Source organism: Thioalkalivibrio sp., from assembly GCF_007692535.1.
GTDB lineage: Bacteria > Pseudomonadota > Gammaproteobacteria > Ectothiorhodospirales > Ectothiorhodospiraceae > Thioalkalivibrio.
The window spans coordinates 1-21,526 of the sequence record NZ_REBW01000154.1 but is presented as its reverse complement, the minus strand read 5'-3'; the positions used below and the strand labels follow the sequence as shown (position 1 = coordinate 21,526).

Here is a 21,526-nt window from a genome sequence, read left to right as displayed (position 1 = left end):
GAGTGTGAGTATGCAAATCAATCTGACCGGTCATCACGTTGACATCAGCGATGCGCTGCGTGACTACGTTCAGGACAAGTTCGAGCGCCTCGAGCGGCACTTCGACCAGGTGATCGATATCCATGTCGTGCTCACGGTGGAGAAGAATCACAACAAGGCCGAGGCCAATCTGCAGGTCAGCGGCAACCAGATCCATGCCGACGCGATGCATGACGACATGTATGCCGCCATCGACGCGCTGATCGACAAGACCGACCGGCAACTGATCAAGCACAAGGAAAAGATGAAGGACCACCATCGTGCCGAGGGCGCGCAACGCAACCGCCAGCAGACCGCCTGAGCGATGCAGATCGCCGATCTTCTCAGTCCGGGACGGGTTCGCCTGGATACCGGGATCGCGAGCAAGAAGCGTGCGCTGGAAGTCCTCAGCGATGCGCTGGCCAGCGATGAAACGGATGGCGACAGTCTTACGGCCAACCTGGTCTTTGACGCGCTCTCGGCCCGGGAGAAGCTTGGCTCCACCGGTCTCGGCCATGGGGTGGCCATTCCCCATGGCCGCATGGCCGAAATCGACCATCCGAGGGTCGCGATGCTGCGCCTGCACGAAGGCGTCGATTTCGACGCGATCGACCACGAGCCGGTCGATATCCTGATCGCGCTGATCGTGCCCGAGGAATCGACCAGCGAACATCTCGACCTGCTCGCGCAGCTGGCGCGGAGCCTGTCACGACCCGACAACATTGCCGCGATCCGCCGCGCGCCCGACGCCACGGCCCTGTACCAGGCCGCGACCACCGCCTTCCGCGATGCCTGATAGCGTCACACTAGCCGACCTGGTCGCGGTCCTGGGACCGCGCATCGGGTTGGCGTACGCGCATGGCGAGGCCGAGGCCTCCCATCGTTTCCTGCACGAGCCCGGCGACAGCGACCTGCCGATGGCCGGGCACCTGAACCTGATCCGCCCGAACCGCATCCAGGTGATCGGCGACTTCGAGGCACGCTACATCGAGACGCTCGGACCCACCGAACACGAGCGACTGATCCTCGACCTCGCCGCCGCGGACACCGCGGCGGTGATCTTTGCCGAGGAGACCTGCCCGTTCGAACAGATGCCCACGCGTTGCGAACATCCGCTGCCGGTCATCCTCTGCACCAGGGCGGGCAGCCACGAACTCATCGCCCTGCTGCGCTATTTCCTGCAACAGCGCCTCGCCCGGTCCGTGGTGCGCCATGGCGTGTTCATGGAGATCCTGGGTGCCGGGGTGCTGATCAGCGGCGAATCCAGCGTCGGCAAGAGCGAGGTCGCGCTGGAACTCATCAGCCGCGGCCATCGCCTGATCGCCGACGACGCCCCGGAATTCGCCCGGATCGCCCCCGACATCATCCGCGGAACCTGTCCGCCCATGCTTCGCGATCTGCTCGAGGTCCGTGGACTGGGCGTGCTGAACATCCGGTCGATGTACGGCGACTCGGCGATCAAGCACGGCAAATATCTACGACTGATCATCGACCTGCGCGACCGGGGAGTGACCGCGCCGGTACCCGAAGACCGTATGAACGGCAGCCGGGGAGAAGTCGAGGTGCTCGGCCTGCGCATCCCTCTGGTCAGTCTGCCGGTCGCGCCCGGTCGCAACATCGCGGTGATGATCGAGGCCGCGGTCCGGGCACACCTGCTTCACCTGCAGGGCTATGCGGCCGGAGACGACCTCAGGGCACGACTGCGCCTGCAGTTGCAGGACGCGGAACCGGTGTCTTCCGCGGAAGGGCGGGAGACCTGAAGATGCGCCTCCTGCTGGTCAGCGGCCTGTCGGGCTCGGGCAAGACCGTCGCCCTGCGCACCCTGGAAGACGAGGGCTTCTTCTGTGTCGACAATCTGCCGCTGGGTCTGCTCGATCGCCTGATCGAGGAGTTGCGCACCGGTAACCATCGCAATGACGGCAGGGTTGCCGTCGGCGTCGATGTGCGCAGCGGCCAGGATGCACTGGAGGGATTCGCGAAGACCCTCGCGAGCCTGCGCAGCCAACCCGTACAGGTCGAAGTCGTCTTCCTGCAATCCTCGAACGAGGCCCTGCTACGCCGTTACCACCACACCCGGCGCCGGCATCCGCTCGCTCGCAAGGGACTGCCACTGGTCGAAGCGATTGCGCTGGAGCGGGAATGGCTGGGGTCGATCGCCGTGCATGCGGACCTGACCATCGACAGCAGCGACCTGTCCATGCATGACCTGGCCCGCACGGTGCGGACGCGCCTCGCGACAGAGGGCGCGGAAAACCTCTCGCTGCTGTTTCAGTCCTTCGGCTTCAAGTATGGTGCACCGGTGGACGCCGACTTCGTCTTCGATGTGCGCTGCCTCCCCAACCCCCATTACGAACCGGGTCTCCGGGATCTCACGGGCCTGGACGGTCCTGTCGTCGACTTCCTCGAAGCCGATGCAGATGTGTCGGAGATGTTCGACAGCATCCAGGCGCATCTGGGACGATGGCTACCGAGCTTCGCCAGAGACCATCGCAGCTACCTGACCGTGGCGATCGGCTGCACCGGCGGTCGCCATCGGTCGGCCTACCTGGTCGATCGGCTGGCCAAGGCCTGGCAAGGGGCCGAAAACTTCACCGTCAGCACCCGGCACCGGGAGCTCGACGATCATCCCATGGACACGGAGTAAGACAATGTCCGTTGGTCTGATGTTGATCACGCACCAGAACCTTGGTGAAACCCTTCTGCAGACTGCCCGCAGCATGCTCGGAGAACTTCCGGACGCCTGCGAGGCACTGGCCATGTCGCAAAGCGATGACCCGGATGCGGTGGAGGCTGCGGCGAGACGCCGTCTGCAGGCGCTGGACACGGGTGGCGGGGTGCTGATCCTCACCGACATGTTTGGCTCGACACCGGCCAACGTGGCCAGCCGGCTCGCACGCGGACAGCAGCGCCGGGTCATCGCCGGGGTGAACCTGCCCATGCTCGTGCGCGTCCTGAACTACCGGGATCTGCCACTGACCGAACTCGTGAACAAGGCCATCAGCGGGGGCCACGACGGTATCCTCCTCTGCGACCAGGAATGCTCCGATGCCGCAGCGCGTAGTTCCCATCGTTAACCGCCTGGGCATGCATGCGCGTGCCGCCGCGAAGTTCGTCGGTCTTGCCAGCCAGTACAAGGCCGATATCTTCGTGTCCCGGAAGGGACGCGAGGTGAATGGCAAGAGCATCATGGGGGTGATGATGCTGGCCGCGGCCAAGGGCACCGAGGTGGAGATCCGCGCCGAAGGGGCCCCGGATGCGGAGGATGCCCTGGATGCACTCAGCGCCCTGGTCGCCAACCGCTTCGGCGAAGAGACCTGAGACCGGGGGCTCCGCCTGGTTTGAGGGCGATGGTGCTCTACCACGAAGGCCGCAGGGATCCAGCGTCACCGGCATTGCGCCCTCACTGAAGTACGGCCAGCCCCTGCAGCAGCGCGAACCACAATGGCAGTGTCACCAGGGACAACGCCGTCGTCAGGGTGACGGCTGCGGCATACAGGCCCGTGTCGAGGCCAAACCGGTCGCAGAAGACGATCCCGAGCACCATCGCGGGCATGGCTGCTTCCAGCACCGTACCCACCGCGGGGATGCCCTGCATCCCGAGGCCGACGGCCAGCCCGAGCGCAACCACGGGCGCTGCCAGCAACTGGACCCCTGCCACCACCGCGAGCGCCGGGGCGTCACTGGCACGGAAACGATCGAAGACCAGCGCGAGCCCCAGGGAAAAGAGCATCAGCGGCGTGACCGCGTGCCCCAGGAAGCCCAACCACTCGTCCAGCCAAGCGGGCATGGGGACCCCGGACAGGTTCAGCGTAACCGCGAGCGCTGCCGCCCATACCGAGGGCACCGCGAACAGGCCGCGCAGCGGACCCACGTAGGATTCGGCATGGCTGCCGTAGTGACGCGCGATCAATACGCCGACCGTCAGCAACAGGGGAAGCGCGCCGAAGAGGTCATACTGAATGGCCACCGCCCGGCCCGGCTCCCCAAACAGGGTATCCAGAATGGGCAAACCGAGGTAGACCGCGTTGGGCCACGCGGCGGCGAGCATCATTGCACCCACCGCCGCTCGGCTCGGCAGACAGAAGCGGCAGGCAGCGGCCGTGAGACCGAGCGCCGCCACGACCGTCAGGCCGGCCACAGCAGCGATCTGCAGTGAGACGAGCCCAAGCGGGGCGCCCCACAACACCTTCAGCACGAGGGCGGGCAAGAGCAGGTAATAGACCAGCGTGGTCAATACCCGCCGGGTCTCGTCAGCCCCAAGACCCCCGGGCCGCAGATGGCTCCAGGCGACGCCGCAGGCGATCAGCGCACCCATTTGTGTCATGACCCCGAGCATGGATGCGCCGGCTACGGTTTGAGGTCATCGCGCGATCAGGCGCCTCCCCCGGCACTCTCCTGCTGCTTGCGGATATCCTCGTGTACCTGCGCCATATCCAGGGCCTTGACCTTGGCGATCACGTCCTGGAGCTGGCCGGCGCTAAGCATCCCCGGCTGCGAGAAGATGATCACCTGCTCACGGAAGATCATCAGCGTGGGGATGGACCGGATCTGAAACGCGGCGGCAAGCGCCTGCTGATCCTCGGTGTTGACCTTGGCGAACGTCACGTCGTCGTGCTGTTCCGATTCGGCCTCGAAGGTCGGCGCGAAGGCACGGCACGGCGCGCACCATGGCGCCCAGAAATCGACGATGACGATGTCGTTTCCGGTCACGGTGGATTCGAAGGTTTCCTGGGTCAATTCCTGAACAGCCATGAACAACTCCTGTTGAATAATGTGCCGACGATACCAGCACATACCGCCGCTGTCAGGGATTCTGCGCGGCCAGCATGGCTGAGCGCAGGCGCTGCAACCGCTGCAGAGGGTCATCCTCCTCCAGCAGTGCCTGCTTGATCTCCAGATCCAGCGGGAGCAGTTCGGCCAGGCGTCCCGCAACCCAGGCCGAGTCGCCGATCCTGCGCTCCAGATGCGACCAGGGTGTGCCGAGCTGATCCAGGAGTCGCTCCAGCAGACCCGCGAGCGACGCATATTCCAGCGGCAGATCCAGCGCCGGCCACTCGTCCACCGGCTCCACCTCCCCGACCAGCAGCCCGTCGGGGCGGCGCTCATCCGCGAGGATGCGCACGCGCTCGCGACCACAGGCGAGAATGCCAAGCAGGCCATCCGGCCGCTGTTCCCAGTCGATCACCTCCGCCCGCGTCCCCACTGCAGAGAACTGCGCGTGGGCCGAGCTCTCGGAGCCGTTGCGGATCGATACCACAACGAAGCCGCTGCCACCGCCGCGGAGACATTCGCGGATCATGTCGATGTAACGCGTCTCGAAGATGCGCAGGGGCAGCAACCCATCGGGGAACAGCACGGTATTCAGCGGAAACAACGGCACGCGTGTCATCAGTCCTCTCCTACCGTGGGCGTAAGCGGTTCGCCCCAGCGCGGCATCAGGTCGTGGGCGATTTCGAGGTGGTCGAGAACCCGGGCGACCATGAAATCGATCAGATCATCGAGCGTGCGCGGCCGATGATAGAAGGCGGGGTTGGCTGGCATGATGACGACGCCCATGCGCGCCAGCCGCAGCATGTTTTCCAGGTGCACCTCGGAGAACGGGGTCTCGCGCACCACCAGCAACAGCTTGCGTCGCTCCTTCAGGACCACGTCGGCGGCCCGCTCGATCAGACTGCGGGAGGCACCGGTCGCCACCGCCGACAGTGTGGCCGTGGAGCAGGGGCACACCACCATCGCCCGGGGCACCGCGGAGCCGCTCGCCACGGGTGCGGTCCACTGCTCCGGACCATAGCAGCGGATCTGTCCCGGTTCGGCGTGGAAACGTTCGCTGAAGAAACGCCCGATCTCGGCCGGGCGGCCGGGCACCGACAGGTCGGTCTCCAGCCCAAGCACCACCTGGGCGGGCCGGGAGAGCATCAGGTGGACCGGCACCTTGGCCGCCACCAGGCATTCGAGCAGACGAATGCCGTACTGCACGCCGGATGCGCCGGTCAAGGCCAGTGCCAGATCAGGTGCCGCCATACCACTTCTCCCGAAGGCGCGTCAGCAGGGTCTCGTGAATGCCGCCGAAGCCCCCGTTGCTCATGATAACCACCCAGTCGCCAGGATGTGCGCTTGCGGTCACCGACGCCACCAGTTCACCGACCCCGGAAGATGTGTGCAGGCGTGCTCCGAGCTGCACCCCCAGGCCTTCCGGAGACCAGCCGAGTCCCTCGGGCAGGAACAGGAAGACCTCGTCCGCGAGTTCGAGCGAGCCGCCCAGGGTCTCCGAATGAACGCCCAGGCGCATGGTATTCGAACGGGGTTCCAGTGCGACCAGGAGGCGTCGCTCGCGCGGCATCGCCGCGCGCAGGCCGGCCAGCGTCAGCCGGATGGCGGTCGGATGGTGGGCGAAATCGTCGATCACCCGGATCCCGTTGACCTCGCCACGCAGCTCCTGCCGTCGCTTCACCCCGGTGAAACCCGACAGCGACTCGATGCCCTGCGCAAGCGGTACGCCGGCATGGCGCGCGGCGCCCAGGGCAGCCAGGGCGTTGGCAAGATTGTGCTCGCCGGTCAGACTCCACGCGATCTCGCCCACCGGCCGACCGGCTGCAAGCACCTCGAAACGCGAGGCCTCCGCGTTCAAGGCCCTGGCACTGAGATCCGCCGGCACCGTCGCACCAAACCGGACCACCGGGGTCCAGCAGCCCTGCCCGAGCACCCGCTCCAGCGCCCCGCTCTCGGCATTGACCAGGATCTCGCCCTGGCTGGGAACGGTCCGGACGAGATGGTGAAATTGCCGCTCGATCGCTGCCAGATCCGGGTAAATGTCGGCATGATCGTACTCCAGATTATTCAGCACGAGGGTTCGCGGCCGGTAATGCACGAACTTGGCTCGCTTGTCGAAGAAGGCACAATCGTATTCGTCGGCCTCGATCACGAAGAACGGCCCGCGCCCGAGCCGGGCGCTCACACCGAAGTCGCGCGGGACGCCGCCGATCAGGAACCCGGGCTCCATGCCGGCGGCTTCCAGCAGGAAGACCAGCATGCTCGCGGTGGTCGTCTTGCCGTGGGTGCCGGCGACCGCCAGCACCCAGCGGCCGTGCAGCACGTTTTCGGCCAACCATTGCGGACCGGAGGTATACGCGAGGCCCCGGTCGAGCATCGCCTCCACCACCGGCAGGCCCCGACGCATCACGTTGCCGACGACGATCAGCGCGTCTTCGGGCAGATCCTCGGGCCGGTAACCCTCGAGATAGGGGATTCCCGCCTGCCGCAGCTGGCCGTCCATCGGTGGGTAGAGGTTCTCGTCGACGCCCGATACCGGCACCCCCGACGCCGCGGCCAGCTGGGCCAGCCCACCCATGAAGGTGCCGCCGATCCCGAGTACGTGGATCGGGCGCGTCATGCGTTCGCAAGTCCGAGTGCGAACTGCGTTATTACGCTGGACAGGATCAGGAACCCCAACGCGATGGCCACGCCGGTCATCCTGCCAGCGAGACCGAGGGCCTGTTGCAGGATGTGCCCGAAGACCAGCAGCAGCCACACCAGCAGTCCGAGATAGGCGATCAGGGCCGGCGGGGAGACCTGCTCCTCGGCAAAATCGGGGGGGAACGCCCAGAGCAGCGCGGCCATGACCAGGCCGAGCAGGGCGCTGGTCCCGACCAGGGCGATGTAGGTCTGCAGCCAACGCCCGGTCATCCCGCGCAATCCCAGCAGCGTCATCACGAAGAGGTAGAGCACGGCAAGGTCGAGCACGCTCAGATAAAGGCTGGTCGCAACGCCGTGCATCGGGGCGGCCACCAGGATCCCGGTGAACACGGATGCGCCCATCCAGAAGACCAGCGTCCCCTGGTCCGCCGGCAGATTCTGGGGACCTCCCCGCAGCCGCAGGATGTCCAGCATGGGAACCAACGTATGCAGGCTCACGATCAGGGTCCCTCCCGTTCCAAGGCCTCGAGGGCCTCGAGTTCCTCGAGGTCGTCCAGCCAGGCCTCATCATCCGCGGGCTCGCCGTCACGCACCAGAAACTCCCTGCGCTGCAGCCACAGATCCCGCATGGCGACGTAGCGATCCTCGGACAATGTCGCCAGGACCGCCTCGGTAGAGAGGAGACCCGCGCGGCTATCGACGACATCCAGAACGAGCAACGGCACCCAGTAATCGCGCAGCTCCCGCCCGCCGCTGGAAAACGAGTAGTTACGGGGGTGGGTATAGAAATCGACGGCGAGGGCAGGCGCGTCACGCGCGGTGCTTGGCCCCCAGAACGGGATCTGCAGATACGGACCCGCGGGCACGCCCCACCTACCCAGGGTCTGGCCGAAGTCCTCGTTGTTCTTCGCCAGGCCCATCGGACTCGCGACATCGATCAGACCGAATATACCGAAGGTCGAGTTGAAGAGGATCCGCGATGTGTCCGAGGCCGCATCATGGAATTTGCCCTGCAGCACGTTGTTGAATGCCACCCGGAAGTCGTCGAGATTCGAGAAAAAGTTGCCCACCCCCGTACGCAGCGGCTGCGGAAGTTCCGAATAGGCCTCGGCCGTCGGCTTCAGGATGGCCCGGTCCAGCCCGTCGTTAAAGGCGAAGACCGCACGGTTGTAGCGCTCGAAGGGGTCGGATGGATGCCGGTCCTCGGTAGGGACGCTGGCGCAGCCCGCCAGCCCCGCAAGGAGCAGGGCCGCGAGGGAGCGTGACAGGAAATCGCGCAGTGGCATCGTCATGCAGATCTCGGTTCCGGGCGTTGACGGTCATTCATTCGACGGCTCGGCGACGTGGCGGGACGATCCCCCAGGGTACACGGGCGAACGTCGGTACACCGGAAGGACGGCTTGTCGCAGCTGCCTCGGGTGCGACGGGCCGGATCAGACCTGCGACCGGTTGCGGCTGGCCGCGATCCGCAGCCTCAGGGCATTGAGCTTGATGAAGCCCGCGGCATCCTTCTGGTCGAAGGCACCGGCATCCTCCTCGAAGGTGGCGATCGCGTCGTCGAACAGGCTGTCGGACTCCGACCGCCGCCCGGCCACGATGACATTACCCTTGTACAGACGCAGGCGCACCGAACCGTTGACCACCGACTGGGTCTGGTCGATGGCCGCCTGCAACATGCGCCGCTCCGGGCTCCACCAGTAGCCGTTGTAGATCAGGCTGGCATAGCGCGGCATCAGTTCGTCCTTCAGGTGGGCAACCTCGCGGTCCAGCGTCAGCGACTCCAGCGCCCGACGTGCCCTCAGCAGAATCGTGCCGCCTGGGGTTTCGTAGCAGCCCCGCGACTTCATGCCGACATAGCGGTTCTCGACCAGGTCCAGGCGCCCGATGCCGTTCTCCCCGCCGATGCGGTTCAGCTCGGCCAGCAGTTGCCCCGGGCTCAGCGCAATGCCGTTCAGACTGACCGGGTCGCCGCGTTCAAACCCGATCTCCACGACGGTTGATTCGTCGGGCGCCTGCTCGGGGGAAACTGTCCAGCGCCACATGTCCTCCTCGGCTTCGGTCCAGGGGTCTTCCAGCGGCCCACCCTCGTACGAGATGTGCAGCAGGTTGGCGTCCATGGAATACGGCGACTTCTTGCCCTGCTTGGCGAAATCCACTGGGATGCCATGCTGTTCCGCGTAGGCCATCAGGCGCTCGCGCGACGTCAGGTCCCACTCCCGCCAGGGGGCGATGACCTGGATCCCGGGCTTCAGCGCGTAGGCACCCAACTCGAAGCGCACCTGGTCGTTGCCCTTGCCGGTCGCCCCGTGCGCAATGGCGTCGGCCCCGGTGTCGTTCGCGATCTCCACCAGTCGGCGCGCGATCAGCGGCCGGGCAATCGAGGTGCCGAGCAGGTATTCACCCTCGTACAGGGTGTTGGCGCGGAACATCGGGAACACGTAATCGCGCACGAATTCCTCGCGCAGGTCCTCGATGTAGATCTGCTTCACCCCCATCGCCTCGGCCTTGGCCCGGGCGGGCTCGACCTCCTCGCCCTGGCCCAGGTCGGCGGTGAAGGTGATCACCTCGCAGCCGTACTTGTCCTGCAGCCACTTCAGGATCACGGACGTATCCAACCCGCCGGAGTAGGCCAGGACAACGCGGGAAATGTTGGTACTCATTCTTTCAATCCTTTTCCGATACTCGTCGATTGTTCATTGTACTGTGGACCGTGGCGATGAGTCTGAGGCTCGTGGCGAACCACGCCGCCGGGTGGTGGCCCCCCGTAGGAGGCGAGCCCTCTCGCCGATCCGACGCCGGAAAACCCATCGGCCAGGGGCTGGCCTCCTACATCCCTGCCATGAAACGTCACGAATCTGACCACCGACGGAGCCCCTACGCTGCCGCTCCAAGAGGCTGAAAGCCGGAACTGGGGTGGACGTGGTCAGGGCCGTCGGCGGCCATGGATGGCCGCCGTCGAGCGCCCAGGGACGGCTCGAGCGTGCCCTGACCACGTCCACCCCAGTCCCGGCCATGCACGGCATCAAACCACGCACGCCCCCCCGCCCCCCCAGGTCACCGCTTCCGAGGCGGCAGGATGTCGGTGATCGAGCCGTGCGCGACCTCGGCGGCGAAGGCCACGGTCTCGGACAGTGTCGGGTGCGGGTGCACGGTCAGGCCGATGTCCTCCATGTCGGCGCCCATCTCCAGCGCGAGCATGGCCTCCGAGATCAGGTCGCCGGCCAGCGGCCCGACGATCCCCGCGCCGATCACCCGACCGTCGCCGTCGAACAGCAGCTTGGTCATGCCGTCGTCGGCGCCGAGCGCCAGCGCCCGGCCCGAAGCGGCCCAGGGGAACACGCCCTTGGTATATTCGATGCCGTCGCGCTTGGCCTGCTCCTCGGTCACGCCCATCCAGGCCACCTCGGGATGGGTGTAGGCCACCGAGGGGATGGCGCGGGCATCGAAGTGGACCTTCTGGCCGGCGATGACCTCGGCGGCGACCTTGCCCTCGTGGGAGGCCTTGTGCGCCAGCATCGGCTGACCGACGACGTCGCCGATCGCGAAGATGTGCTCGACATTGGTGCGCATCTGGCTGTCGACCTCGATGAACCCGCGGTCGGTGACCCGAACGCCGGCGGCTTCTGCCGCGAGGTCCCCGCCGTTCGGGCTGCGCCCCACTGCCACCAGCACGCGGTCGAACACGTCGGTCTCCGGCAGTTCCTTGGCCTCGCCCTCGAAACGGACCTCGATGCCCTTCTTGCCGGCCTTGGCCTCTGCGACCTTGCTCTTCAGGAAGATATTCTCGTAGCGCTTGCGGATGCGTTTCTCCAGCGGACGCACGAGGTCGCGGTCGGCGCCTGGCATCAGCGTGTCGGAGAGTTCGATCACGGTGACCTTCGAGCCCAGTGCGTCGTAGACACAGGCCATCTCCAGCCCGATGATGCCGCCGCCGACCACCAGCAGGCGCTTCGGGATGTCCTCGAGCTCGAGCGCTCCGGTGGAATCCATCACCCGCGGGTCGTCCCAAGGGAACCCCGGCAGGCGTACCACCTTGGAGCCCGCGGCGATGATCGCGTGCTCGAAACCGATGACCTGGCGACCGTCCGGCCCCTCGACCGCGAGTTCGTGCGCACCGGCGAAACTGCCGACGCCCTGTACCACCCGCACCTTGCGCTGCTTGGCCAGGTGCTGCAGGCCTTTCGTCAGCTTGCCGACCGTGCCGGACTTGTACTTCCTCAGCCCTTCAAGTTCGATCTTCGGTTTGCCGAAGTCGATGCCGAATTCGGCGAAGCGTTCGGCCTCCTCGATCACCTCCGCGGCATGCAGCAGGGCCTTGGAGGGGATACAGCCGACGTTCAGGCAGACTCCGCCAATCTCGGCGTAGCGCTCGACCATGATCACGTCGAGGCCCAGATCGGCCGCCCGGAAGGCCGCCGTGTAGCCTCCGGGGCCGGAGCCCAGCACCAGCACCTGGCACTGCAGGTCCGTGTCGCCGGAAAATTTCCTGGCCTCGGGCGTCGTTTCGGCTTTCGCCGTCTTGCCCTCGTGTTCCTTTGGCGCGGGAGTGGCCGCCTCGTCCTCGTCGTCCTCCTTGGCTGCAGACTCCCCGGAGGCTTCGAGATCGAGGATCGGATCACCTTCCGAGATGCTGTCGCCGACCTTCACGTGCAGCTTTTTCACCGTACCCGCCTCGGGCGCCGGAATGTCCATGCTGGCCTTTTCGGATTCCAGCGTGATCATCGGATCCTCGGGGGAGATTGCATCACCGGGATGCACCAGCACCTCGATGATCTCCACGTCCTTGAAATCACCGATATCCGGGACCTTGATGGTGGTGATGTTACTCATCGGACGACTCCAGGTTGGAATTCGCAACGCGAACCGTCATGGACAGGACAGGGTTCGGAAACCCGCTCCGCAACTTCCCGCATGGAACTAGAGAAGCATGCGCCGCATGTCGGACAAAAGCCCCGACAGCCCCGAGGTGAAGCGGGCACCCAGGGCACCGTCGATCACGCGGTGGTCGTAGGACAGCGCGATCGGCAGGATCAGACGCGGCTCGAAGGACTCTCCGGTCCACACCGGGCGGATCGAGGAGCGTGCCACACCGAGGATCGCCACCTCCGGTGCGTTCACGATCGGCGTGAACTGGGTACCCCCGATCCCGCCGAGGCTGGAGATGGTCAGACAGCCACCCTGCATGTCCTTGGTCTTGAGCTTGCGCTCGCGGGCACGCTTCGACAGTTCCATCAGTTCCGAGGCCAGGTCGACCAGGCTCTTGCGGTCGACGTCGCGCACTACCGGCACCACCAGCCCGTCGGGCGTATCGACCGCCACGCCGAGGTTGTAATACTTCTTGACGATCAGGTTTTCCCCGGTCGCATCCAGCGAGGCATTGAAGCGTGGATACTGCTTCATGACGGAAACCACCGCTTTCATCAGGAACGGCAGGAAGGTGACCTTCACGCCCTTCTTCTCGTACTCGTCCTTGAGCGACTTGCGGAAATCTTCCAGTTCGGTGATGTCGGCCTCGTCGAATTGGGTCACGTGCGGCACGGTCACCCAGTTGCGGTGCAGGTTCTTGCCGGTCAGCTTGTTGATCTTGGTCAGCGCCTGGGTCTCGATCGGACCGAACTCGCTGTAGTCGATCTCGGGCATCGGTTCGACACCCAGCGTGGAGCCTCCGCCCTGGCTGAGCGCCCGCTTGACGAAGCCCTGCACGTCCTCGCGCAGGATGCGCTTCTTGCGGCCGCTGCCTTCGACCTTCGCGAGGTCCACGCCCAGCTCGCGCGCGAAGCGGCGAATGGCGGGAGAAGCATGCGCCTTGCGGAAGGCCTTCTCGTCGGAGATATGCGCTGTCGGCGAAGGGCGCGGGCCCTCCCTGGCGGGCGCGGGCTGTGAGGGCTTCTCGGCTCCGCCCTTGGGCTCGGGCTTCGACTCCGATTCGGGCTTGTCCGGCGCCGGTTGCTTTTCCGCCGCCTTGCCACCGCCGTCCGCGGCCGGTTCCGATTCCGGCTCCTTCCCGCCCCCCGAGGCCGGTTCCAGATCCAGGATCGCGTCGCCTTCGGACACGCGATCGCCCACCTTCACCTTGAGTTTTCGGACTACACCGCCCTGCGGCGCTGGAATCTCGATCGAGGCCTTGTCCGACTCCAGGGTGATCAGTGGATCCTCGGGGGCCACCTCGTCACCGACACCGACCAGCACCTCGATGATTTCCACGTCCTTGAAATCGCCGATGTCGGGGACATCCACGGTAATGATCTCGCTCATGTCAGCTCCTGGCTGGGGGAACGGCGGCGACCGTCTCAGGCCTGAAGGGGGTTGGGACGGTCGACGTCGATCCCGTACCTGGCGATGGCGTCGGTCACGACCGATGCCTCCAAGTCACCGGCCTCCACGAGGGACCGGAGCGCGGCGACCACGATGAAGTGACGGTCGACCTCGAAGTGCCGGCGTAGCGCTGCCCGGGTGTCCGAACGGCCGAAGCCATCGGTTCCGAGCACGCGATAAGGGCCCGGCACCCACGCTCGGATCTGATCCGCGTGGGCCTTGACGTAGTCGGTTGCTGCGATCACCGGCGCCGAGGAACCGGACAGGCACTGCGTGACCCAGGGTACGGGCGCCTTGGCCTTTGGCTTCAGCAACGCCTCCCGGTCGCAGTCGCGGCCGTCACGCGCGAGTTCGTTGAAGCTCGTCGCACTCCAGATCTCGGAAGAGACGCTGAAGTCCTTGTCGAGGAGTTCCGCGGCGGCGATCACCTCGCGCAGGATGGCGCCTGACCCGACCAGCCGCACCTGTTTCTTGCGCCGTCCCGCGGACGCGAACTTGTAGAGGCCGCGCACGATGCCCTTCTCCGCACCCTTCGGCATCTCCGGCTGCGCGTAGTTTTCGTTCATCGTCGTGATGTAATAGAAGACCTTCTGCTGATCCACATACATGCGCTGCAGCCCGCTGTGCACGATCACCGCGAGTTCGTAGGCGAAAGTGGGGTCGTAGGAGATGCAGTTGGGCACGTTCGCAGCCATCATCAGGCTGTGCCCGTCCTGGTGCTGCAGGCCCTCGCCCGCGAGGGTGGTTCGGCCGGCGGTGCCGCCGATCAGGAACCCGCGGGCCTGCATGTCGCCGGCGGCCCAGATCAGGTCGCCGACGCGCTGGAAGCCGAACATCGAGTAATAGATGTAGAAGGGCACCGTGGCGACCCCGTGGGTCGAGTACGAGGTCGCGGCGGCGATCCAGGACGACATCGCTCCGGCCTCGTTGATGCCCTCCTCCAGGATCTGGCCCTTCTTGTCCTCCTTGTAATACATCACCTGGTCGCGGTCCTGCGGCTGGTACAGCTGCCCCACCGAGGAATAGATGCCGAGCTGGCGGAACAGCCCCTCCATTCCGAAGGTCCGTGCCTCGTCCGGAACGATCGGCACCACGTAACGCCCGATCTTCTTGTCGCGCGCCAGCAGGGTCAGCAGGCGCACGAAGGCCATCGTGGTCGACATCTCGCGCTCGCCGCTGGACTCCAGCAGCGACCCGAAGGCGTCCAGGTCCGGCACCTCCAGCGGTGCGGCCAGCGGCCGGCGTGCCGGCAGAAAGCCGCCCAGCGACTGGCGGCGCTCGAGCATGTATTTCATCTCCGGGGTGTCGGACTTGGGCCGGATGTACTCGGCCGCCTCGATCTGGGCATCGGACAGCGGGATATCGAAGCGGTTGCGGAAGGCCTTCATGTCCTCCACATCGAGCTTCTTCTGGCTGTGGGTGCGGTTCTGTGCCTCGCCCGCGGTGCCCATGCCGTAGCCCTTCACGGTGTGGGCCAGGATCACGGTGGGCTGGTCGGCGTGCTCTGCCGCGGCCTTGTAGGCGGCGTAGACCTTCACCGGGTCGTGGCCACCACGGTTCAGGCGCCAGATGTCCTCGTCGGACATATTGGCGACCATCGCCTGCAGCTCCGGGTACTTGCCGAAGAAGTGCTCGCGCACGTAGGCGCCGTCGCGGGACTTGTAGTTCTGGTAGTCGCCGTCCACGGCCTCCATCATGCGCCGCTGCAACAGCCCGTCCTTGTCCCGCGCGAGCAGCGGATCCCAGTAGCGGCCCCACAGGACCTTGATCACATTCCAGCCGGCGCCGCGGAAGATGGCCTCGAGCTCCTGTATGATCTTGCCGTTGCCGCGCACCGGGCCGTCGAGGCGCTGCAGGTTGCAGTTGACCACCCAGATCAGGTTGTCGAGCTTCTCGCGCGAGGCCAGCGTGATCGCGCCGAGCGATTCCGGCTCGTCCACCTCGCCGTCACCGACGAAGCTCCAGACCTTGCGGTCGTCGGTCTTCGCCAGTCCGCGATCCTGCAGGTATTTCATGAACCGCGCCTGGAAGATGCTCATGATCGGGCCAAGCCCCATGGACACCGTGGGGAACTGCCAGTAGTCCGGCATCAACCAGGGATGCGGGTAGGAAGACAGTCCCTTGCCGTCAACCTCGCGGCGGAAGTGGTCCAGCTGCTCTTCGGTCAGCCGCCCTTCCAGGAAGGAACGCGCATACATGCCGGGGGCGGAGTGCCCCTGCACGAAAACGAGGTCGCCGCCGTGCTCATGCGAGGGCGCCCGCCAGAAATGGTTGAAACCCACGTCGTAGAGCGTGGCCGCCGAGGCAAAGGTGGCGATGTGGCCGCCGAGCTCCGCTGACACCCGGTTGGCCTTGACCACCATCGCCATCGCGTTCCAGCGGATGTAGGAGCGGATGCGGTGCTCCATCGCGCTATCCCCGGGGAAGACGGGTTCCTGGCGCGGCGGAATGGTGTTCACGTAGGCGGTGTTCGCCGAGTACGGCAGATAGGCGCCGCTGCGACGGGCCTTGTCGATCAAGGATTCGAGGATCTGGTGGGCGCGCTCCGCGCCGTCCGCCTCGAGCACCGCTTCAAGGGCGTCGATCCACTCCTGGGTTTCCTGCGGATCGATGTCGTGCGAGTCAGCGTTTGCGTTCATGCGAGATCCCTTTTGAGAAGCCGTCCGCGATGCCCGGGGGTGGCTGCATGCCCGGGGGCAGGCGCCCTTTCTGCTACCATGTCGCATCGTGTGGAAAGGGCGCAGATACGTTCGCAAGTATCCCGACTGAACCTTGTAAAGGTCAAGTCGATCCGGGTTCGTGCTGCCATGTTCCGCGAAAGCTGGCGCAAAATCGGCGAAAATCCTTTATCTTGGGCATATGGCCGAGTCGAACCCCGGCGCCGCGCCGGGACGGGGTCGGATCCGCTGCTTCCGCACCCGCGCAGAATCCACCCGCCAGGCCCAGAAAGCCCGAATCCATTCGCCAAACCGCACGGAAACGATGACTGACGTTCAGAACCTGCCCCCCGAAAGCCGCCCCATGGCCAACCGCTTCCGCGGTTTCCTGCCCGTGGTGGTGGATGTGGAGACGGGGGGCTTCGACTGCCGGCGGCACGCACTGCTGCAGGTCGCCGCCGTATTCCTGCGACGCGGCCCGGACGACCACCTTTACCGCGAGCGGACACTGAGTCTGCACGTACGCCCGTTCGAAGGTGGACTGCTCGATCCCAAGTCCCTCGAGGTGAACGGCATCGACCCGTTCCACCCTCTGCGGATCGCGCATCCGGAAGACCAGGCCCTCGGGAAGCTTTTCAGCGAGGTGCGGCGCGAGGTCAAGCTCAACCAGTGCAAGCGGGCCATCCTCGTCGGCCATAACGCCCATTTCGACCTGGGCTTCGTGCACGCGGCCGCGGAACGTTGTGGGATCAAGCGCAACCCGTTCCACCCTTTCAGCAGCCTCGACACAGTGTCACTGTCGGCGCTGGCCTATGGGCAGACGGTGCTGGCTCGGGCAGCCGAGGCCACGGGGTTGATCTGGGACAGTGAATCCGCGCACAGCGCGGCATACGACGCCGAGATGACGGCTGACATCTTCTGCTCGATCGCCAACCGGTGGATCGATGCGGCAGGCATTCCGCAGAGCGCGGCGCTGACCCCCGAGGATGCGGGGTAAGGGCGGGGCGCGGCCCTTCACCGGAGACCGCGCCCGACAGGCTCCTAGGCGCGCTTGGTGTGCGCCTCGTCAACCAACTTCTTCAGTTCACCGTTCTCGAACATCTCGAGGGTGATGTCGCAACCACCGACCAGTTCACCGTCCACGTAGATCTGCGGGAAGGTCGGCCAGTCCGCGTAGCGCGGCAGATTCTGGAACACCTCCTGGTCGGCCAGCACATTCACGAAGGCAAATTCGCGCTCGCAGCGCTTCAGGGCCTCGGCGGCGCGACTGGAGAAACCGCACATCGGGAACTGCGGCGTACCCTTCATGAAGATCACCACGGGGTTTTCTTCAACCTGCTGACGAATCCTATCCATGACATCCATGGGAGCCTCCTGACGACTCGATGGTTACTTGCGGCAACGCGTTCTGGACGACGCTGCCGGACGTATATCCGGCATCCAACACCTGGGTGACCCGGGCGGTCCCTCTGGAATGCGGGTCAGCGCTCCAGAGGACGGGCGGCAAGCATCAGACGTTGAACCGAAAATGTACAACGTCCCCTTCCTTCATGACGTATTCCTTGCCCTCCAGGCGCCATTTCCCGGCATCCTTCGCACCCTGCTCCCCGCCGTGAGCCACGAAATCGTCGAACGCGATCACCTCGGCGCGGATGAAGCCCTTCTCGAAATCCGTGTGAATCACACCGGCGGCCCGGGGTGCCGTCGCTCCGCGGCGCACCGTCCAGGCGCGGACCTCTTTCGGCCCGGCGGTGAAGAAGGTCTGCAGATTCAGCAGCTTGTAGGTACCCCGCACCACCCGGTCCAGCCCGGGCTCCGAAACGCCCAGTTCCGCGAGGAATTCCGCCCGCTCCGCGTCCTCGAGCTGGGCGATCTCCGCCTCCAGTGCCGCACAGACGGGAACCACCTCCGCGCCTTCCTGGATCGCATGCGCCTCGACCTGGGCCAGCAGCGGATTGTCGGTGAAGCCGCCCTCGGCCACATTGGCGATGTACATCAGCGGCTTCGCGGTCAGCAGGTGCAGATCCTGCAGCAGCGCCAGCGACTCCTCGGCGAGTGCCTGCGCGCGCACCGGTGTCCCCTTGTCCAGCCCGGCCGCCACGCGCTCGGCAATCTCCAGACGGGCGATGGCCTCCTTGTCCTGCGACTTCGCGGCCCGGGTCAGCCGGGTAATGGCCCTGGACACGGTATCCAGGTCGGCCAGCGCCAACTCGGTGCTGATGGTCTCGATGTCGGACAGCGGATCGACCCGGCCCGAGACATGCACCACATCGTCGTCGTGGAAGCAGCGAACCACCTGGGCGATGGCATCGGTCTCCCGGATGTGCGCGAGAAACTTGTTGCCCAGACCCTCGCCCTCCGCGGCCCCGGCAACGAGCCCGGCGATATCGACGAATTCCACCGTTGTCGGCAGCACACGCTGCGGCTTCACGATTTCCGCGAGTGCGCCGAGGCGCGGATCCGGGACCTCGACCACGCCGACGTTGGGATCGATGGTGCAGAACGGATAGTTCTCCGCCGCGATCTCGGCCCGGGTCAGGGCATTGAAGAGTGTGGACTTGCCCACATTGGGCAGTCCGACGATCCCGCATTTGAGGCTCATGATTCCTTCTCTTTATCTGGCGCCGCACGCGCATGCAACCTGCGCACGGCCTTGTCCCAGTCCCCGGCCACGAGGTCGTTCACCGACTCCAGCGCCGCGTTGATCGCCTCGCGCATCGCGGTCTCCTCGGCACGCGACGGACGTTCCAGCACATAACCGACCACCTCCTCCCGGATTCCCGGATGGCCGATGCCGATGCGCAGACGCGCATAGTCCGGACCCAGGTGCCGATGAAGATCGCGCAGACCATTGTGACCACCGTGGCCACCTCCCATCTTCAGACGCGCGGTGCCGACCGGCAGGTCGAGTTCGTCGTGCACCACCAGGATCTGTGCCGGGGGGATCTTGTGGAAGCCCGCGAGCTTCTGGACGGCGTTGCCGCTCCTGTTCATGAAGGTCAACGGCTTCAGCAGGTCACAGGCGGTCCCGCCCACGCTGACCCGGGCCACCTCGCCCTCGAAGCGCGACTCGGCGCGAAAGGACCCGCCGAGACCGTCCACGAGCCGGTCCACAAACCAGAAACCCGCGTTATGTCGGGTGTCGGCATAACGCGGGCCCGGGTTTCCCAGCCCGACGATCAGGCGTATCGGCATCGTCTCGGTGCGGTTGGCGGCCATCGCCCGGGATCAGACTCCCTCGCCGCCGCCCAGGCCTTCGACGCCTTCTTCGTCTTCTTCGTCCACCGCCTTCTCGCCGCGCGGCATCAGCACGCCGACCACCGCCGAGTCGTGACCCTCATGCGTGAGCGCGACCACGGTCACACCCGCAGGCAGCACGAGTTCCGACAGGTGTATCGAATCGCCGACTTCCAGGTCTGCCACATCCACCTCGATGGCCTCGGGCAGGTCGCCGGGCAGACACTCGACCTCGACTTCAGTCAACTGGCGATTGATCATGCCGCCGCCGGTCTTCACGCCCTTGCAGATCTCCTCGTTCACAAGATGCAACGGGACATGGACGCGGATGGCTTCGTCGGCGCTGACCCGCAGCAGATCGACGTGCACCAGCGTCGGCTTGAACGGATGCCGCTGCACGTCGCGCAGGATGGCCCGCTCGGCCTTGCCGTTCAGGTTGACGGTCAGGATGTGGGAATAGAACGCCTCGTTCTTCAGGTTCAACATGATGGCGTTATGGTCGAGGGTGATCACGGCAGGGTCCTGATGACCTCCATAGAGAATCCCCGGCAGCTTCCCGGCGCGGCGCAGGCGGCGGCTCGCACTCGATCCCTGCTCCACACGCAGTTCAGCTTCAATGACAAAATCGGTACTCATCGTGACTTTCTCCAAAATGAACACGCCTCATCCGCGACCAGATGAGGCGCAAGACAGGGGCTGTTGGCCCAGGGCGGCGGGGCCGCGTTGCGGCCGCACCAAAACGGGGTCAGTCCACGAACAGGGAACTGACCGATTCTTCCATGTTGATGCGACGAATGGTCTCAGCGAGCATCTCCGCCACCGACAACTGACGGATGCGACTGCAGGACTGCGCATTCGGCTGCAGAAGCAGGGTGTCGGTGACCACCAGCTCATCAAGCATCGAACCCTCTATGTTAGCAACAGCCGGCCCGGAAAGCACGGCGTGGGTCGCATAGGCGTAGACCTTCGCGGCCCCGTGCTCCTTCAGCGCCTGGGCCGCCTGACAGAGGGTACCTGCGGTATCGACCATGTCGTCGATGATCACGCAGCATTGGCCTTCGACATCGCCGATGATGTGCATCACCTGCGCCTCGTTGGCGCGTGGCCGACGCTTGTCGATGATCGCGAGGTCGGCATCGTCCAGGCGTTTCGCGATGGCGCGCGCCCGCACCACGCCCCCGACGTCCGGGGAAACCACCGTGACTTCGCCGGCCTCGCGGCGCCAGATATCGCCCAGAAGGATCGGCGAGGCATAGATGTTGTCGACCGGCACGTTGAAGAAGCCCTGCACCTGGTCGGCATGCACGTCGATGGTGAGCACACGGTCCGCGCCCACGGCCTCGATCATGTTCGCGATGACCTTGGCCGAGATCGGCACGCGGGCCGAGCGCACCCGACGATCCTGGCGCGCGTAGCCGAAATAGGGGATGACCGTGGTGATGCGACCCGCGGAGGCCCGGCGCAGGGCATCCACCATGATCAGCAGTTCCATGATGTTGTCGTTGGTCGGACGTCCGGTCGGCTGGATCACGAAGACATCCCTGCCGCGCACGTTCTCGAGGATCTCGATCTGGACCTCACCGTCACTGAAGCGCCCGACAGTTGCCTTGCCCAGGCGCAGGTCCACGTGTTCGGCGACCTTGCGCGCGAGTTGCGGGTTCGCGTTGCCCGCGAAGATCATCATTCGGCTCTGATCGGCCACGGCTATTCCCGGTCTGGATGCATGGATGGCGATCGGCGCGCCCGGATCGGGCGCAACCGGATCGGCATTGTAGCGCGGGATCGCCAGCGAATCCGCCCCGCTCCGGTGGCGCGGTCGAACCCGGTTCGCACCCTGCCGGCCCCACTTCGTGACGCTCCGTCAATACCCCAGCATCACGACTTCG

General features: G+C 65.6%; 23 protein-coding genes. 7 read left to right on the top strand and 16 right to left on the bottom strand.

Annotation, left to right across the window (positions count from 1 at the left end):
- Window positions 1-10 precede the first annotated feature (10 nt).
- The 6 genes from raiA to EA346_RS08735 are packed head-to-tail and all read left to right on the top strand — an operon-like array spanning window position 11 to window position 3,336.
- Complete coding sequence (raiA, locus tag EA346_RS08760; protein ID WP_296757639.1) at window positions 11-340, top strand: ribosome-associated translation inhibitor RaiA; 330 nt, start codon at window positions 11-13, stop codon at window positions 338-340.
- A 3-nt stretch (window positions 341-343) separates the two neighbouring features.
- Entirely contained in the window at window positions 344-814 is a 471-nt protein-coding gene (locus EA346_RS08755) for a PTS sugar transporter subunit IIA (protein ID WP_296757636.1), read from the top strand.
- Complete coding sequence (gene hprK, locus EA346_RS08750) at window positions 807-1,778, top strand: HPr(Ser) kinase/phosphatase (protein WP_296757634.1); 972 nt, start codon at window positions 807-809, stop codon at window positions 1,776-1,778. Before EA346_RS08755 ends, hprK begins: the two co-directional genes overlap by 8 nt.
- A 2-nt stretch (window positions 1,779-1,780) precedes the next feature.
- A complete protein-coding gene (gene rapZ, locus EA346_RS08745; protein WP_296757632.1) occupies window positions 1,781-2,662 on the top strand; it encodes an RNase adapter RapZ in 882 nt (293 codons plus the stop codon).
- 4 nt (window positions 2,663-2,666) lie between these two features.
- Window positions 2,667-3,092 carry a PTS fructose transporter subunit IIA gene (locus tag EA346_RS08740; RefSeq protein WP_296757630.1) on the top strand — a complete coding sequence of 142 codons (426 nt, stop codon included), beginning with the start codon at window positions 2,667-2,669 and terminating at the stop codon, window positions 3,090-3,092.
- Complete coding sequence (locus EA346_RS08735) at window positions 3,064-3,336, top strand: HPr family phosphocarrier protein (protein ID WP_296757627.1); 273 nt, start codon at window positions 3,064-3,066, stop codon at window positions 3,334-3,336. Before EA346_RS08740 ends, EA346_RS08735 begins: the two co-directional genes overlap by 29 nt.
- 82 nt (window positions 3,337-3,418) lie before the next feature.
- On the opposite strand, the gene EA346_RS08730 is transcribed toward EA346_RS08735, so the two are convergent.
- From EA346_RS08730 to aceE, 11 genes are all read right to left on the bottom strand, one after another.
- Entirely contained in the window at window positions 3,419-4,354 is a 936-nt protein-coding gene (locus EA346_RS08730; protein ID WP_296757626.1) for an AEC family transporter, read from the bottom strand.
- A 35-nt stretch (window positions 4,355-4,389) separates the two neighbouring features.
- A complete protein-coding gene (trxA, locus tag EA346_RS08725; RefSeq protein WP_296757624.1) occupies window positions 4,390-4,770 on the bottom strand; it encodes a thioredoxin in 381 nt (126 codons plus the stop codon).
- 52 nt (window positions 4,771-4,822) lie between these two features.
- Complete coding sequence (locus tag EA346_RS08720; RefSeq protein ID WP_296757622.1) at window positions 4,823-5,407, bottom strand: LON peptidase substrate-binding domain-containing protein; 585 nt, start codon at window positions 5,405-5,407, stop codon at window positions 4,823-4,825.
- A complete protein-coding gene (locus EA346_RS08715; RefSeq protein WP_296757620.1) occupies window positions 5,407-6,039 on the bottom strand; it encodes a flavin prenyltransferase UbiX in 633 nt (210 codons plus the stop codon). Before EA346_RS08715 ends, EA346_RS08720 begins: the two co-directional genes overlap by 1 nt.
- The gene (mpl, locus tag EA346_RS08710) at window positions 6,026-7,408 is read right to left on the bottom strand and encodes a UDP-N-acetylmuramate:L-alanyl-gamma-D-glutamyl-meso-diaminopimelate ligase (protein ID WP_296757619.1); all 1,383 of its coding nucleotides are present in this window, start codon (window positions 7,406-7,408) and stop codon (window positions 6,026-6,028) included. The genes EA346_RS08715 and mpl overlap by 14 nt, the downstream gene beginning before the upstream one ends.
- Complete coding sequence (locus EA346_RS08705) at window positions 7,405-7,923, bottom strand: hypothetical protein (protein ID WP_296757657.1); 519 nt, start codon at window positions 7,921-7,923, stop codon at window positions 7,405-7,407. Before EA346_RS08705 ends, mpl begins: the two co-directional genes overlap by 4 nt.
- A gap of 8 nt (window positions 7,924-7,931) precedes the next feature.
- Window positions 7,932-8,717 (bottom strand): VacJ family lipoprotein, encoded by a 786-nt coding sequence (locus EA346_RS08700; RefSeq protein ID WP_296757655.1) that lies wholly within the window; start codon window positions 8,715-8,717, stop codon window positions 7,932-7,934.
- Between the two features lie 147 nt (window positions 8,718-8,864).
- Window positions 8,865-10,091 (bottom strand): argininosuccinate synthase, encoded by a 1,227-nt coding sequence (locus EA346_RS08695; RefSeq protein ID WP_296757617.1) that lies wholly within the window; start codon window positions 10,089-10,091, stop codon window positions 8,865-8,867.
- 394 nt (window positions 10,092-10,485) lie between these two features.
- Complete coding sequence (gene lpdA, locus EA346_RS08690; protein WP_296757615.1) at window positions 10,486-12,261, bottom strand: dihydrolipoyl dehydrogenase; 1,776 nt, start codon at window positions 12,259-12,261, stop codon at window positions 10,486-10,488.
- An 87-nt stretch (window positions 12,262-12,348) separates the two neighbouring features.
- The gene (gene aceF, locus EA346_RS08685) at window positions 12,349-13,686 is read right to left on the bottom strand and encodes a dihydrolipoyllysine-residue acetyltransferase (RefSeq protein ID WP_296757614.1); all 1,338 of its coding nucleotides are present in this window, start codon (window positions 13,684-13,686) and stop codon (window positions 12,349-12,351) included.
- Between the two features lie 35 nt (window positions 13,687-13,721).
- The gene (gene aceE / locus EA346_RS08680) at window positions 13,722-16,385 is read right to left on the bottom strand and encodes a pyruvate dehydrogenase (acetyl-transferring), homodimeric type (RefSeq protein ID WP_296757611.1); all 2,664 of its coding nucleotides are present in this window, start codon (window positions 16,383-16,385) and stop codon (window positions 13,722-13,724) included.
- 343 nt (window positions 16,386-16,728) lie between these two features.
- Here aceE and rnt point away from each other — a divergent pair, with 343 nt between their 5' ends.
- A complete protein-coding gene (gene rnt, locus EA346_RS08675; protein WP_296757609.1) occupies window positions 16,729-17,400 on the top strand; it encodes a ribonuclease T in 672 nt (223 codons plus the stop codon).
- Window positions 17,401-17,444: 44 nt separating this feature from the next.
- Here the strand turns inward: rnt and grxD are convergent, their stop codons facing one another.
- The 5 genes from grxD to EA346_RS08650 all read right to left on the bottom strand — a co-directional run bounded on the left by grxD (window position 17,445) and on the right by EA346_RS08650 (window position 21,342).
- Window positions 17,445-17,768, bottom strand: coding sequence for a Grx4 family monothiol glutaredoxin (gene grxD / locus EA346_RS08670; RefSeq protein ID WP_296757608.1), 324 nt, complete (start codon window positions 17,766-17,768; stop codon window positions 17,445-17,447).
- 145 nt (window positions 17,769-17,913) lie between these two features.
- On the bottom strand, window positions 17,914-19,005 hold the full coding sequence (gene ychF, locus EA346_RS08665; RefSeq protein ID WP_296757605.1) for a redox-regulated ATPase YchF: 1,092 nt from the start codon (window positions 19,003-19,005) through the stop codon (window positions 17,914-17,916).
- Window positions 19,002-19,598 carry an aminoacyl-tRNA hydrolase gene (pth, locus tag EA346_RS08660; protein ID WP_296757654.1) on the bottom strand — a complete coding sequence of 199 codons (597 nt, stop codon included), beginning with the start codon at window positions 19,596-19,598 and terminating at the stop codon, window positions 19,002-19,004. Before pth ends, ychF begins: the two co-directional genes overlap by 4 nt.
- Window positions 19,599-19,631: 33 nt before the next feature.
- Window positions 19,632-20,276, bottom strand: a complete 645-nt coding sequence (locus EA346_RS08655) for a 50S ribosomal protein L25/general stress protein Ctc (protein WP_296757603.1) — start codon at window positions 20,274-20,276, stop codon at window positions 19,632-19,634.
- 109 nt (window positions 20,277-20,385) lie between these two features.
- Window positions 20,386-21,342 carry a ribose-phosphate diphosphokinase gene (locus EA346_RS08650; RefSeq protein ID WP_296757601.1) on the bottom strand — a complete coding sequence of 319 codons (957 nt, stop codon included), beginning with the start codon at window positions 21,340-21,342 and terminating at the stop codon, window positions 20,386-20,388.
- Between the last annotated feature and the right edge of the window lie 184 nt (window positions 21,343-21,526).